The 13,071-nt window shown below is 68.8% G+C and carries 12 protein-coding genes; 8 read left to right on the forward strand and 4 right to left on the reverse strand.

Going from position 1 to position 13,071, the window contains the following annotated elements; translation table 11 throughout:
* The first annotated feature begins 409 nt into the window (after positions 1 to 409).
* The 3 genes from ACKTT0_RS02820 to sodC all read left to right on the forward strand — a co-directional run bounded on the left by ACKTT0_RS02820 (position 410) and on the right by sodC (position 2,921).
* Positions 410 to 2,098 carry a sodium:solute symporter family protein gene (locus ACKTT0_RS02820; protein ID WP_407847925.1) on the forward strand — a complete coding sequence of 563 codons (1,689 nt, stop codon included), beginning with the start codon at positions 410 to 412 and terminating at the stop codon, positions 2,096 to 2,098.
* A 31-nt stretch (positions 2,099 to 2,129) separates the two neighbouring features.
* Positions 2,130 to 2,252 (forward strand): putative transporter small subunit, encoded by a 123-nt coding sequence (locus tag ACKTT0_RS02825; protein ID WP_407847927.1) that lies wholly within the window; start codon positions 2,130 to 2,132, stop codon positions 2,250 to 2,252.
* 138 nt (positions 2,253 to 2,390) lie between these two features.
* On the forward strand, positions 2,391 to 2,921 hold the full coding sequence (gene sodC, locus ACKTT0_RS02830; RefSeq protein WP_407847928.1) for a superoxide dismutase [Cu-Zn] SodC: 531 nt from the start codon (positions 2,391 to 2,393) through the stop codon (positions 2,919 to 2,921).
* Between the two features lie 69 nt (positions 2,922 to 2,990).
* On the opposite strand, the gene lon is transcribed toward sodC, so the two are convergent.
* The 3 genes from lon to ACKTT0_RS02845 form a co-directional block, all read right to left on the reverse strand.
* Complete coding sequence (gene lon / locus ACKTT0_RS02835) at positions 2,991 to 5,342, reverse strand: endopeptidase La (protein WP_407847930.1); 2,352 nt, start codon at positions 5,340 to 5,342, stop codon at positions 2,991 to 2,993.
* Positions 5,339 to 5,746 carry an Hsp20/alpha crystallin family protein gene (locus tag ACKTT0_RS02840; RefSeq protein WP_028352453.1) on the reverse strand — a complete coding sequence of 136 codons (408 nt, stop codon included), beginning with the start codon at positions 5,744 to 5,746 and terminating at the stop codon, positions 5,339 to 5,341. Before ACKTT0_RS02840 ends, lon begins: the two co-directional genes overlap by 4 nt.
* Before the next feature lie 246 nt (positions 5,747 to 5,992).
* The gene (locus ACKTT0_RS02845; RefSeq protein ID WP_407847932.1) at positions 5,993 to 7,003 is read right to left on the reverse strand and encodes an aldo/keto reductase; all 1,011 of its coding nucleotides are present in this window, start codon (positions 7,001 to 7,003) and stop codon (positions 5,993 to 5,995) included.
* 225 nt (positions 7,004 to 7,228) lie between these two features.
* Here ACKTT0_RS02845 and ACKTT0_RS02850 point away from each other — a divergent pair, with 225 nt between their 5' ends.
* The 5 genes from ACKTT0_RS02850 to ACKTT0_RS02870 all read left to right on the forward strand — a co-directional run bounded on the left by ACKTT0_RS02850 (position 7,229) and on the right by ACKTT0_RS02870 (position 12,273).
* On the forward strand, positions 7,229 to 8,017 hold the full coding sequence (locus ACKTT0_RS02850; protein ID WP_407847934.1) for a class II aldolase/adducin family protein: 789 nt from the start codon (positions 7,229 to 7,231) through the stop codon (positions 8,015 to 8,017).
* Between the two features lie 123 nt (positions 8,018 to 8,140).
* Positions 8,141 to 9,100 carry a Bug family tripartite tricarboxylate transporter substrate binding protein gene (locus tag ACKTT0_RS02855; protein ID WP_407847935.1) on the forward strand — a complete coding sequence of 320 codons (960 nt, stop codon included), beginning with the start codon at positions 8,141 to 8,143 and terminating at the stop codon, positions 9,098 to 9,100.
* Positions 9,097 to 10,065: a D-2-hydroxyacid dehydrogenase gene (locus ACKTT0_RS02860; RefSeq protein ID WP_407847937.1), complete on the forward strand. Its 969-nt coding sequence runs from the start codon at positions 9,097 to 9,099 to the stop codon at positions 10,063 to 10,065. The genes ACKTT0_RS02855 and ACKTT0_RS02860 overlap by 4 nt, the downstream gene beginning before the upstream one ends.
* A gap of 90 nt (positions 10,066 to 10,155) precedes the next feature.
* Entirely contained in the window at positions 10,156 to 11,625 is a 1,470-nt protein-coding gene (locus tag ACKTT0_RS02865; protein ID WP_407847938.1) for a phytoene desaturase family protein, read from the forward strand.
* Positions 11,626 to 11,655: 30 nt separating this feature from the next.
* Complete coding sequence (locus ACKTT0_RS02870) at positions 11,656 to 12,273, forward strand: TetR/AcrR family transcriptional regulator (protein WP_407847940.1); 618 nt, start codon at positions 11,656 to 11,658, stop codon at positions 12,271 to 12,273.
* Positions 12,274 to 12,285: 12 nt separating this feature from the next.
* On the opposite strand, the gene ACKTT0_RS02875 is transcribed toward ACKTT0_RS02870, so the two are convergent.
* Positions 12,286 to 12,975 carry a GntR family transcriptional regulator gene (locus ACKTT0_RS02875; protein WP_407847942.1) on the reverse strand — a complete coding sequence of 230 codons (690 nt, stop codon included), beginning with the start codon at positions 12,973 to 12,975 and terminating at the stop codon, positions 12,286 to 12,288.
* Positions 12,976 to 13,071: the final 96 nt, after the last annotated feature.

Genomic DNA, 13,071 nt, shown 5'->3' on the forward strand with positions numbered 1-13,071 from the left:
TTTACCAGGCGGTCAACGGCCCACACAGCCGATCCGGCCGCCTGTCACAAGGTTGCGCACAGCGACCCGGCATCTTGCCGAAACACCTACACCCGGCCGCTTTGGCCGCGGAACAACATAGCCGGCTCACCAGGCCGGTTCATCGCCAAACCACGGCGGGCCGTTACGACCTGACTCCAACCCGTTGTGGCAACGCGGCACCTTTGTGCTGTGTCTCGACGCTGCTCGGCCAGGCGCCCGGAAGATCCCGGCCTGGCCCGCGCAGGCTTGCGATCGCGCGTTTCTTCGATCGACGGGTGTTTCGGTGCGCCATGGGATAAGTTGCCGCCCATCGCATACCGCGGAAACGGCATTGGGGGCATGCACGATGCCACGCGCGTCGCGCTGCGAAGGAGCAAGGATTACCAAGATGCAAGAGGCAGACTTTTTTCAGCTCTCGGGGACGACCGCCATTCTGCTGCTGGTCGGTTTCTACGGCGCCACCTTTCTGATGTCGCTGTTGATCAGCGAGAAGAACGAGAACGTCGACGGCTACATGGTGGCCAACAGCGCCGTGGGATTCGGCCTGTCGGCGGCCAGCATGATCGCCACCTGGATCTGGGCCGCCTCTTTCTATGCCAGCGCGACCTCCGGCTTCAAGTACGGACTGTCGGGACCGATCCATTACGGTTTCTGGGGCGCCCTGATGATCCTGTTCATCTACCCTTTCGGCAAGCGGTTCCGCAAGCTCGCCCCGCAGGCCCATACGCTGGCGGAAGTCATCCACGCCCGCCACGGCGCATCCAGCCAGATGATCATGGCGGTGTCGAATATCGTCGGCAGTTGCATCAGCCTGATGGTGAACTTCACCGCGGCCGGCGCGCTGGTCTCCATCCTGAGCCCCCTGACGTTCATCCAGGGCGTGCTGATCGCTGGCCTGGGCGTGCTGTCGTACACACTCTGGTCGGGCTTCCGCGCCTCGGTGATGACGGACTTCGCCCAACTGGTGGCGATGATCCTGGCCGCTGTGGTGATCATCCCGCTGGTGTTCGTCAATGCCGGCGGACCTGACCTGCTGGACGCGAACATGTGGCGCCTGAACGCCGAGCAGGCCGACTTCTATTCCACCAAGGCCATTCTCGAACAGGGCGCGCCGTACTTCGTCGCCGTGCTGGCCTACGCCATCGGCAACCAGACCATCGCGCAGCGCCTCTTCGCGGTGCGCGAGGACCTGATCAAGCCGACCTTCCTGACCGCCACCATCGGCTACGGCGCCGTGGTGATCGGGCTGGGCATGCTGGGCCTGCTGGCGCTGTTCACCGGCCTGGAGCCGGCCAACGGCGACATGAACAACATCATCCCCCAGATGGCCTCGACCTACCTGCCGCCCATCGGGATCGCGCTGTTCTTCATCCTCGTCATCGGCTCGCTGTCGTCGACGGCCGACTCCGACCTGGCCGCGCTGTCGGCCATCGTCATGACCGACGTCTACGCGAAAAACGTCGCGGCCGGGCGGCCCGATCCGCGCCGTATGCTGTGGTGGGGCCGCGCCACCATGATCATCGCCACCATGATAGGCGTGATCTTCGCCAGCCTGCGGCTCGACATCCTGGTCATGCTGGTGTTCGTCGGCGCGCTGTGGGGCGCCATCGTCTTCCCGGTCATCGCCAGCTTCTACTGGGACCGGGTCGACAACCGCGCCTTCGTCTGGTCGGTGCTGTCGGCCGTGGCGCTGTTCACCATCGTGCGCTTCGAACTGGTGCCCATCCAGGGCGCGGTCGCCGTGTTCTTCGAGATCTGCGCGGCCATCGGCGGCGGCGTCGTGCTGGGCCTGATGACCTTCGGCTTTTTCGGGCGTCCGGCCGCGCTGGTGGTGGGCGTGGTCGCGGCGGCGGTCATGATGTTCGCGTTCGCCGGCACGCTGCGCGAGCACATCGTGCTGATGGGCTCGCTGACCGCCTATGGCGTCAGCACGGTGGTGTGCGTCGCGCTGAGCCTGCGCAACCGCGAACGTTTCGATTTCAGCCTGCTGGCCGACCGCGTCACCTCGTTCCATCGCGAACAGGCAGCCTTGCGGGCGGCCGCGACGGCCACGCCGGCCCAGCCGGCACGCACTTGAACCCCAGACGATTCATGCAACGGAGACTGATATGTGGTTGACGCTTTATGTACTGATCTGGCCGGCGATCTCCGCCGCCATTCTCGCCATCCTGGTGGCAGCCCTGTGGCGCGACTTGCGCGCCGCCAGGGCGAGCGGCAAGTCGATGATCTAGGGCCTGCGCATGCGCGGCGCGTTTCATGGCGGACGGGCCCTGGCGTTCGCCGGCCAGGCTGTGTACCCTGTATGGTGTTGCGTTCGCGAGAACGGCGGCCGTGCGCGGCCGCGCTGGTTTTCTTCCAAGGAGGTAGCCATGAAGCGTCATCTCAAGATCACCTTGCTGGCCGGCGCGCTGAGCCTGGCGGGCATCGCCCAGGCCGACGTCAGCGTGCCCGTGCAGTTGGCCACCGACAAGGGCCCCGGCGCCGACGCCGGCACGGTGAGCCTGTCTGAAAGCAAGTACGGGCTGGTGCTGACCCCCAACCTGAAAGGCCTGCCGCCCGGCGTGCACGGCTTTCACGTGCACGAGAACGGCAATTGCGACGCCAAGCAGCAGGACGGCAAGATGGTGCCTGCCGGCGCAGCCGGCGGGCACTACGATCCCGACGGCACCAAGAGCCATGGCGCTCCCTGGGACGACGGCGCGCATCGCGGCGACCTGCCCGCGCTCTACGTGAATGCCGACGGCACGGCCACCACCCCGGTGCTGGCGCCGCGTCTCAAACTGGCCGAGGTGCAAGGGCGCGGCCTGATGGTGCACGCCGGCGGCGACAATCACAGCGACCATCCCAAGCCGCTGGGCGGCGGCGGCGGCCGCATCGCCTGCGGCGTCATTCCGAAGTAAGCCCGCCGCCGGCCGTCCGGCAAGACACCGGCGGCGCCCGCCGCCGGCGCCCGGCCGCTCGCCCGCGGCTCAGGCCTGCACGGCGGGCTCGGTGGCGGCCAGCGGCGCCTCCTCGCCGTCGATCGCGCACCGGATCGCATCCTCGGTGCGCTCCAGCAGCACGAACTTCAGCTTGCGGCGCGCCTCGGCGGGCACGTCGTCGAGGTCCTTCCCGTTGCGGCGGGGGATCATCACCGTGGTGATGCCGGCGCGCAAGGCCGCCAGCGTCTTTTCCTTGACGCCGCCGATCGGCAGCACCAGGCCGCGCAGGCTCACCTCGCCTGTCATGGCCACGTCGGAACGCACCGGGCGCCCCGACAGCAGCGAGGCCAGCGCCAGGAACATGGCGACGCCGGCGCTGGGGCCGTCCTTGGGCGTGGCGCCGGCCGGCACGTGGATATGCACGTCGGTCTTTTCCAGCGAATCGCCGCTCCAGATCTTGGCCAGCGTCAATGCGGTCTGGGCCGATTCCTTCATGACGTCGCCCAATTGCCCGGTCAGGATCAGGCGCCCGCTGCCCGGCGTCTTGCTGGCCTCGATGAACAGGATGTCGCCGCCCACGGGCGTCCACGCCAGGCCAGTGGCCACGCCCGGCACGCTGGTGCGCAGCGCGACCTCGTTCTCGAAGCGCCGCGCCCCCAGGATGGGCGGCAGGTCCGGCGCATCGATGGCCACGTGGGCCGCCTTGCCTTCGGCCACTTGCATGGCGGCATGGCGCAGCGCCGCGCCGATTTCGCGCTCGAGCTGCCGCACGCCGGCCTCGCGGGTGTAGTCGGCCACGATGGACGACAGCGCGGCATCGGTCAGTTCCGCCTGCTCGGCGCTCAGGCCGTTGGCCTCGAGCTGGCGCCGCACCAGGTAGCGGCGCGCGATCTGGATCTTTTCCTCTTCGGTATAGCCCGGCAGCTGGATGATCTCCATGCGGTCGCGCAGCGGCCCCGGAATGGTATCCAGCATGTTGGCCGTGCAGATGAACATCACGCGCGACAGGTCGAAATCCACGCCCAGGTAGTTGTCGCGGAACTTGCTGTTCTGCTCCGGGTCCAGCACCTCGAGCAGCGCGCTGCCGGGGTCGCCGTGGAAGCCGCCGGCGCCGAGCTTGTCGATCTCGTCGAGCATCAGCACCGCATTGCTGGTGCCGGCGCGCCGCATGGCCTGGATGATATTGCCCGGCAGCGCGCCCAGGTAGGTGCGCCGGTGGCCGCGGATCTCGGCCTCGTCGTGCACGCCGCCCAGCGCCACGCGCTGGAACGCCCGGCCCGTGGCGCGCGCGATCGACTGGCCCAGCGAGGTCTTGCCCACCCCGGGCGGACCGGCAAAGCACAGGATCGGGCTGCGGCCCTGCGGGTTCAGCTTGCGCACCGCCAGGTACTCCAGGATGCGCCGCTTGATCTTGTCCAGCCCGAAGTGGTCTTCGTCCAGCACCTTGCGCGCTTCGGCCAGGTCGATAGGCGGCTGGGGCTCCTGCTTCCAGGGCAGTTCGGTCAGCCATTCCAGATAGGTGCGCAGCATGGCCGATTCACCGCTGCCCTCGCCCATGCGCTGCAGGCGGCCCAGTTCCTTGCGGGCGTGGCACAACACCTCGTCGGGCATGCCGGCCGCCTCGATGGCGTCCTTCAGGCGGGCCACCTCAGCCGCGCTGTCGTCGATCTCGCCCAGTTCTTTCTGGATCTGGCGCAATTGCTCGCGCAGCACGGTCTCGCGCTGGCGCTCGTCGAACTGGGCGCGGGTGCGGTCGCCGATTTCCTTGGACAGCCGCAGCACTTCCACGCGGCCGGCCAGCAGCTCGATGGCCTTGTCCAGGCGCCGCGCCAGGTCGAAGGTTTCCAGGATGTCCTGCTTCTGCTCGGGCTTGATGTCGATCATGTGCGTGACCATGTCGGCCAGCAAGCCGGGCGATTCGATGCCGCGCACCACGCCGATCAGTTCGTCGGGCACATTGGGCAACAGGGTGATGGCATCGATGGCCTGTTCCTTGAGCTGCAGGAAGCGGGCCTCGGTCTGGCTGTCCTGGGCCTCGGCGGCCGGCACTTCAGCCACGCGCGCCACCATGTACGGCCAGCCGGTCAGGAACTCCAGCACGCGAAAGCGCGATTGGCCCTGCACCAGCAGGTGATGCGCGCCCTCCTGCCCGGTGATGTAGCGGGCGATCGGGCCTTCGGTGCCGACCCAGTACAGGTCGTCGGGCCCGACCGTGTTCTTGGTAGGGTCGCGCTGCAGCAGGAAGCCCACCGGACGCTCGTTCTTGACGGCGTCCTGCGCCGCCGCGACGGACGATTCGCGCCGCACCGTCACGGGCGACAGCACGCCGGGGAACAGCACCGCGTCGCGCAGCGGAATGATGATGCGCGCGTCTTCGGGCAAGGTGCGCGTGTCGGTCATGGGGCCTCCCTCAGTTTAGTCAGGGTCAAGACCAGGCAGCCGTCGGCCAGCGTGGACGATTCCGGCTCGAGCGCGTGCAGCGGCAGCGCGATGCGCCGGCGAAAACGGCCGTAGGGAATTTCGAAACGGTGGATGCGGGCATTGGCCGCCACGGGCATCGGGCGCACGCCCGACACCGTGATGCCGCCCGGGTCGAACGCCACCACCAGCGCGTCGGACGGCACGCCCGGCAGCGCCACGTAGACCATGACGGCGGTGGCGGTCTCGATGACGTCGACCGGCGGTTCCCAGTGAGGCGCGTCGGCCGGGCCGGCCCGCAGCAACTGGCGATGCAGGCGCTCGGCGTGTTCCAGCAGCGACAGCGCGTCGCCCCAGATCCAGGATGAAAAATCGCGCGATCTCATGAACTTGCCCTCTTGGCCATGGCTGGTATCTGGCGGCAAGTCGGCGGATTTCAAGCCACCGGCGGCGCTGCGGCCCCGCCGCAGGCCGCCGGCGGCGCGTGCGCGGCGCCGGCTGGCCGCCCTGCCGGCGCGGGCGCGAACCCGGCAGGCCCGGTCCTGTCATGATGCGCGCTGTCGGCGCCCGGCGCAACCGCCCCAACTATAGGGGCCGGAACATCGGTGCGCGCGGGCAGCGGGCCGCGGGGCTTACGCCGCCGTCACCGGCCGGCCATGGAACGGGTAATTGGGATCGTTGTAGCCGGGCGTGGAGGCGTGGCCCGGCGTTACCCAGGCGTTCACCATGGTTTCTTCCTCGGGCGTGATCTGCACGTCCAGCGCGGCGTAGTAGTCCTGCATCTGCGCCAGCGTGCGCGGCCCGGCGATCACCGCGCTTACCAGCGGGTTGGCCAGCACCCACGCGGTGGCGAAGTGGCCGGGCCGGATGCCGCGCCCTTCGGCGTAGGCGGCAAGTTCGGCGGCGATGCGCAGCGATTCCTCGCGAAACTCGGTGTCCAGGATGCGCTTGTCGCCGCGTCCGGCGCGGGTATCGGCCGCGGGCGGCTGGCCCGGCGCATACTTGCCGGTGAGCACGCCGCGGGCAATCGGGCTATAGGGCACCACGCCCAGGCCGTAATGCGCGCACGCGGGCAGGATCTCGACCTCCGGCCCGCGGTTGAGCATGTTGTAGTACGGCTGGCACACCACGGGCTGGGGCACGCCCAGCTCGCGGCACAGGCGGATCACTTCGGCGATGCGCCAGCCGCGGAAGTTCGACAGGCCGAAGCTGCGCAGCTTGCCGGCGCGGATCAGGTCGCCCATGGCGCGCACCGGCTCTTCGAGGTTTTCTTCATGAAAATCGCGATGCAGGTACAGGATGTCGATGTAGTCCGTGGCCAGCCGGGCCAGGCTGGTGTCCACGCCCTGCATGATCCATTGGCGCGAATAGTGCGAACGGTTGGGCGCCTTGGCGACGGCATTGCCGATCTTGGTGGCCAGGATCCAGTCGTGGCGCTGGCCGGCCAGCAGCTTGCCGACCACCTCTTCCGAGCGTCCCTGGTTGTATACGTCGGCGGTGTCGATGAAATTGACGCCCGCCTCGCGCGCGGACGCGACGATGCGCTCGGCTTCGTCGAACGGCGTCTGCTCGCCGAACATCATGGTACCCAGGCACAACGGGGAAACGCGCAGGTTGCTGGCGCCGAGGCGGCGGTATTTCATGGCGGTAGTCCTAGTCGGGTGATGGAAAGAAGCGGCTCGCGCGGGCGCGACGCTACAGCGTACCGCTATCGGGCGGAGCTTGCAGCAGCCCCGGGTGCTTCACGAAGCGTGAAGCCCCCTTTACGAATGCCGATAACCGGCGCGCCGCGATCGCTCTTACAGTAGATGATTCCCGATGAGGCCGGCTGCAGGCCTCATACAACTCATCGAATTCAGGGGCGAGGCATGACCGACAATGGCGTTTTGCGGATTCCTTCCATGCGCGACCGCTGCTCCGACGCGGAATGGCAGGCGCGCGTCGACCTGGCCGCCTGTTATCGCCTGGTAGAGCTCTACGGCATGGCCGACATGATGGCCAACCACATTTCCGTGCGGGTGCCGGGCGAAGACAACGCATTCCTCATCAATCCCTACGGCATGATGTACGAAGAGATCACGGCATCCTGCCTGATCAAGGTCGACCTGGCCGGCAACATCCTGGCCAAGCCGGACTTCGGCGCCCTTGACTACGGCATCAACAAGGCCGGCTATGTCATCCACAGCGCGGTGCACGAAGCCCGCCACGACGTCGACTGCGTCATCCATACCCATAGCTGGGCCTCGATGGCCATTTCGTCGCTGGCCTGCGGCCTGCTGCCCCTGACGCAGACGGCGATGCGCTTCCTGAAGATCGGCTATCACGACTACCAGGGCGTGGTGCTGGACAACCAGGAAAAAGCCTCGCTGATCGACGACCTGGGCCAGGGCGAGGCGCTGATCTTGCGCAACCACGGCGCCCTGACCGTGGGACGCACCGTGGGCGAAGCGTTCAACTGGATGCACCGGCTGGAGCTGGCCTGCCGCTCGCAGCTGGCCGCCCAGGCCACGCAGCAGCCGCTGCAGCCCGTGCCGCGGCACATCCTGGAAGAGACCTGGAACAACTACCAGCCCGGCACGCGCCGCCCCTACGGCGTCATGGAATGGCCGGCGCTGCTGCGCAAACTGGACCGGCTCGACAGCAGCTACCGCGACTAGGGCCGGTTCCCTCTCAAAGAACCGCCGCTTCCCTCCCTGCGGGCCGCCAGCCGACGCCGCGCGCGGTGCCGGCGTGGGCCGCGTTTTCCCTTCTGCAATAACGATAACGACGAGGAGAGTCACATGAAGGCAAGTTGGAAATCCCTCATCGCGGCCGGCGCCCTGGGCCTGGCCGCGGCCCTGCCGGCGCAGGCCGGGTACCCGGAACGCCCGGTCAAGGTCGTGGTGGCGTTCACCGCCGGCGGCACCACCGACAAGCTCACGCGCAGCGTCAGCGAACACTTGGCGCAGCAACTGGCGCAGCCCTTCGTGGTCGAGAACCGGCCCGGCGCCGGCGGCAATATCGGCACCGAGTACGTGGTGCGCGCCGATCCGGACGGCTACACGCTGATCGTCGATTCGGTCGGCCCCATCGCGGTCAACCCGTCGTTGCACAAGCTGGACTACGATCCCTTGACCGACCTGGCGCCCATCGTGCAGATCGCCACTGTGCCCAACGTGCTGGTGGTGCCGCCCTCGCTGCCGATCAAGAACATCGACGACTTCCTCAAGTACGCCAAGTCCAAGAAGAGCCTCAACTATGGTTCCACCGGCGTCGGCACGTCGTCGCACCTGTCCAGCTTCATGCTGATGCAGGCGCTCGGCGCCCGCGACGCGACCCATGTGCCCTACAAGGGAGCCGACGCCGTCAACGACCTGCTGGCGGGCCGGCTGGACTTCATGTTTGCCACGGCGCCGTCCGTCATGGGCCAGATCCGCGCCGGCAAGCTGCGCGCCATCGCGGTCAGCACCGACAAGCGGCTGGCCTCGCTGCCCGACGTACCCACCGTCGCCGAGTCGGGGTTCAAGGACTTCGACGCCGGCTCGTGGTTCGGCTACTTCGCGCCCAAGGACACGCCGCCGGAGGTCATCGCCGCCATCAACAAGGGCGTCAACGACGCCCTGCCCAAGCTCAAGGACGAGATGCTGCGCGAAGGTGCGATCGCGGTGGGCGGCACGCCCGAGCAGTTCGACCGCTTCACCCATATTGAATACGAGAAATGGAAAGCCATCGTCCAGCAACTCGGCGCCAAACCGCAATGAGCGCCGCCGGGCCGCTGCGCATTCTTTGTTCCGAGCTGGAAGCCCGCGCGCTGGCGCCGCGGTTGCGGCCCGGCGGGCGGGAAATCCGGCTGTGCCACCCAGGCGACCCGGATGCCGCGCGGGCTGAAATCGGATTCATCTCCCGCGACATCACCGGCCGCTCCACCAAGTTCGAAATCCTGCCCGACACCGAGCGCTTCTACAGCGCGCTGCGGGCGGCGCGCCACTTGCGCTGGCTGCACGTGCATTCGGCGGGCCTGGACCGCGACATCTATCAGGAGTTGCAACGGCGCGGGGTGCGCGTGACCGCCTCGCACGGCGCCTCCGATGCGGTCGTGGCCCAGACCGCCGTCGCCGGCGTGCTGGCGCTGGCCCGCCACTTCCCGCACCTGATGCGGGCGCAGCGCCGGCACGCCTGGGAACCGCTGCTCGACGAGCAACTGCCACGCGACCTGGAAGGACAACGGGCTGTCATCGTCGGCTGGGGCGGCATCGGCCAGCGCATCGGACTGCTGCTGCAAGCGCTGGGGCTGAAGATCTCGGTGGCGCGCCACGGCGGCGAGCCAGCCGGGGCCGGCATCCCGACCGTGCGCTACGGCGAACTGCGCGGCATTCTGCCCGGCGCGTCATGGCTGGTGCTGGCCTGCCCGCTCACCGACGCGACACGCGGCCTGGTCAATGCCGCCGTGCTGGCGGCCCTGCCGCGCCATGCCTGCCTGGTCAACCTGGCGCGCGGGCACGTGGTGGACGAGCCGGCGCTGGTCCGCGCACTGCAGACGGGCACGCTGGGCGGCGCGTTCCTGGACGTGTTCCACCACGAACCCCTGCCCGCCGCCTCGCCGCTCTGGGACCTCGACAATGTGATCATCTCGCCGCACAGCGCCGCCTTCTCGGACGGCAATACGGCGCGGGTGCGGCAGATATTCCTGGACTACCTGCGGCAGTGGGTGCAGGACGGCGGCTAGCCGCCAGCCAGGCATGGGGAGTGCGGGCCAGCCCGGATATTTTTAGACAATGTATAATTTTCTACATTGTCTAAAAATATGGCTGCCTCCATGCCGACCCCTGCCCCTTCTCCTGTCGTTGTCATCGGCGCCGGCCTGGCCGGGCTGGCCGCCAGCCTGCGCCTGGCCTGCGAGGGCCATCCGGTAACCCTGCTGGAAGCCGGCGGGGCGCCGGGCGGCTGCTGCGCCAGCGTCGAGGTCGACGGCTTCCGTTTCAATACCGGCGCGGTGTACATGGCGGCGCCGTCGTTGCTGGGCGCCGCATTTCAGCGCCTGGGGCTCGAGCTCGAGCGCGAACTGACTTTGCTGCCCATCCAGCGTCCGCACCAGACCCACCTGCAGGACGGTGCCGTCGTGCACCTGGCCGACGCCCGGACATCGCGGGTCGACGGGCCGCGCGGCGCCGAGCGCACGGCCATGCTGCGCGACGGGCTGGCGGCGCTGCAGCGCCACTGGGGACCGGTCTACCGCATACTCACCACCGAAGTGCTGCCGCACCAGCCTTCGCCATGGCGCGCGCTGTGGCACCTGGGACGCTACCTGCCGCGCATGGGCGGGCATGCCGCCGCCCTGATCGCGCGCTTCTTCCCGGACACCGGCTTGCAGGCGGCAGTGGCCTCCACGCTGCTGTACACCGGCCTGCCGCCCGACCGCCTGCCCGCCACGCAGATCATCGGACTGATCGCCTTGCTGGAAGAAGGCTTCCACCTGCCGCGCGGCGGCATGGGGGCGGTCAGCGCGGCGCTGGCGCGCCGTCTCGGCCAGGCCGGCGTCACGCCGCGCCTGGGCGCGCAGGTCGAGCGCATCGAAACGGCCGGCGGCGCCGTGCGCGGCGTAGTGCTGGCCGGCGGCGAACGCCTGGCGGCGGACCGGGTCCTGGCGACCTGCTCCGGCTTCGAGCTGGCGCGCCGGCTGCTACCGGCCGCCGCCGTGCCGAGCCGGGTCGCCCGGGCGGCGCGGCGCGCGCCGCTGTCGCACCGGGCGGTGTCGATCCAGCTGGGATGCTCCGGTGCCGCCATGCCGTCGTCGTTTGTGGTCAACCATGTCCCGGACATGGCGCACCAGGGCCTGCTGCACCAGGCCCAGCCGGACGTGCCGCAATGGCTGGCCTACACCGTGCTCACCCAGGTACAACCGGACCTGGCGCCGGCCGGCAAGTCGATCATCGAGCTCTATGCCCCGGTCTCGGGCATCGGCCATGCGTCCGAATGGACGCCGGCCATGACCCGCCAGGCCGTGGACTTCCACATGGAAGCGTTGCGGCGCCGCCTGCCCGGCCTGCAGGTCGAAACCGCGCGCGTGCTCGACCCCAACGACTTCGCCCGGCAGCGCCACCTGTACGAAGGCGCCCTGTATGGCGTCGCGCCCGGCACCGCTCCCGACCGGCTGTTCCCGCACCGGACCGGACTGCGCGGCCTGTACCTGGCCGGCCAGAGCACCTTCCCGGGCTACGGCGCGCCGACGGCGGTATGGTCGGGCATCCATGCGGCCGACGCCTTGCTGCGCCACGAGCCGGCCTGACCCGCCACCCACTCTTTACGGACCAGACTCTTGCCGGATCTCGCCACCGATGCCAGCCGCAGGACGCGCAAGCGCCTGCAGACCCGCGACCACATCGCCGCGGCCGCCTTCGCGCTATTCGACGCGCATGGCTATGACGCCGTGACCATGGAACAGATCGCCGCCGCCGCCGACGTGGCGCGCGGCACCTTGTACAACCATTTCCCGGTCAAGGAGGCCGTGCTGGCGCATGGCCTGCACGCACAACTGGCGCGCGACCTGGAACCGCTGATGCGGGCGGTGCTGGCCCGCGACTCCGTGGCCGAACGCCTAGCCACCTTGCTGGCGGCATCGGCCGGCTGGTGGGAAGCGCATCGCCATTACGCGATGCCGTACATTCGCTATCGTTTCCAGCAGGCGCGCGCCGGCCATCCCCAGGACGGGGCGTCCGACATGGTGCCCGTCTATGCCGGCCTGATCGCGCAGGCACAGGAACGCGGCGAACTGGACCCGCGCCAGGCGCCCGCCCGGCTGGCGCACTACCTGCATTATCTTTACCTGGGCGCGCTGATGGCCTGGCTGGGCGACGCGGACCTGCCGCTGGGCGACGAACTGGCCCGCGTGGTCGAGTTCTTCATGCGCGGCGCCGCGCCCGCGTCGCGCCCGTGACGGCGGGGCGCGCTACATGCTGCGCAGCATCCGGCTCAGGCGCGCCTTGTAGGCGCCCCGGATGTGGTCGCGGGTGATGCGCTCGGCCAGGTCGAGATCGCGCTGCTCGAGCGCGGCCATCAGGTTCTGGTGTTCGCGCGCGCTATCGTGCGCGCGCTGCGGATCCAGCAAGGTGGTCGGACCGAGCAGGCCCATCGATTCCTGCAGCAGGCTCAGCGTCTTCAGCAAATAGCGGTTGTGCGCGCAGCGGTACAGCATCTCGTGGAACAACCGGTTGTTCTCGGCGAGCTGCTCGGGGTTGTCGATCAACAGCGCATCGCGGTCGACGATATCGCGCATCGCGGCGATCTCGATCTCCGACGCATGGTGCGCCGCCAGCCGGGCAGCCGTGCCTTCCATGACTTCGCGCATGAAGTAGAGCTCGTTGACCATGTTGTGGTCCAGCTGCGTCACGATCAGCCCACGGCCCAGGTCGTTGGTAACCAGCCCTTCGCTTTCCAGCCGGCTCAGGGCTTCGCGCACCGGCGTGCGGCTCAGGCCCAGCAGCTCGGCCAATTCGATCTCGCGCAGCCGGGTGCCTGGCTCCCATTCGCCGCGGCGGATGGCGGCGCGGATGTACTGGTAGACCTGGTCGCCGCGCTTGCATGCCGGCTTGCCGAGGCCGCCGGCATCGGCGCTGGTCCGGGTTTTTTGTCTTGCCATGGTCCGTCGACGTAGCGGGTTGAAGAGCGGCCATGATACCCAACCCGGCCGGCCACGCCCGCGGGCCTGGGCGCCGGCGCCCCGCCCGGCCGGCGC

It is taken from the genome of Bordetella saccharivorans (assembly GCF_045862855.1).
Lineage (GTDB): Bacteria > Pseudomonadota > Gammaproteobacteria > Burkholderiales > Burkholderiaceae_B > Bordetella_A > Bordetella_A petrii_F.

Bases quoted from the DNA above. Each gene is read 5' to 3' on its own strand.
- ACKTT0_RS02820 (WP_407847925.1), top strand. From the start codon at position 410: ATGCAAGAGGCAGACTTTTTTCAGCTCTCGGGGACGACCGCCATTCTG.
- ACKTT0_RS02825 (WP_407847927.1), top strand. From the start codon at position 2,130: ATGTGGTTGACGCTTTATGTACTGATCTGGCCGGCGATCTCCGCCGCC.
- sodC (WP_407847928.1), top strand. From the start codon at position 2,391: ATGAAGCGTCATCTCAAGATCACCTTGCTGGCCGGCGCGCTGAGCCTG.
- lon (WP_407847930.1), bottom strand. From the start codon at position 5,342: ATGACCGACACGCGCACCTTGCCCGAAGACGCGCGCATCATCATTCCG.
- ACKTT0_RS02840 (WP_028352453.1), bottom strand. From the start codon at position 5,746: ATGAGATCGCGCGATTTTTCATCCTGGATCTGGGGCGACGCGCTGTCG.
- ACKTT0_RS02845 (WP_407847932.1), bottom strand. From the start codon at position 7,003: ATGAAATACCGCCGCCTCGGCGCCAGCAACCTGCGCGTTTCCCCGTTG.
- ACKTT0_RS02850 (WP_407847934.1), top strand. From the start codon at position 7,229: ATGACCGACAATGGCGTTTTGCGGATTCCTTCCATGCGCGACCGCTGC.
- ACKTT0_RS02855 (WP_407847935.1), top strand. From the start codon at position 8,141: ATGAAGGCAAGTTGGAAATCCCTCATCGCGGCCGGCGCCCTGGGCCTG.
- ACKTT0_RS02860 (WP_407847937.1), top strand. From the start codon at position 9,097: ATGAGCGCCGCCGGGCCGCTGCGCATTCTTTGTTCCGAGCTGGAAGCC.
- ACKTT0_RS02865 (WP_407847938.1), top strand. From the start codon at position 10,156: ATGCCGACCCCTGCCCCTTCTCCTGTCGTTGTCATCGGCGCCGGCCTG.
- ACKTT0_RS02875 (WP_407847942.1), bottom strand. From the start codon at position 12,975: ATGGCAAGACAAAAAACCCGGACCAGCGCCGATGCCGGCGGCCTCGGC.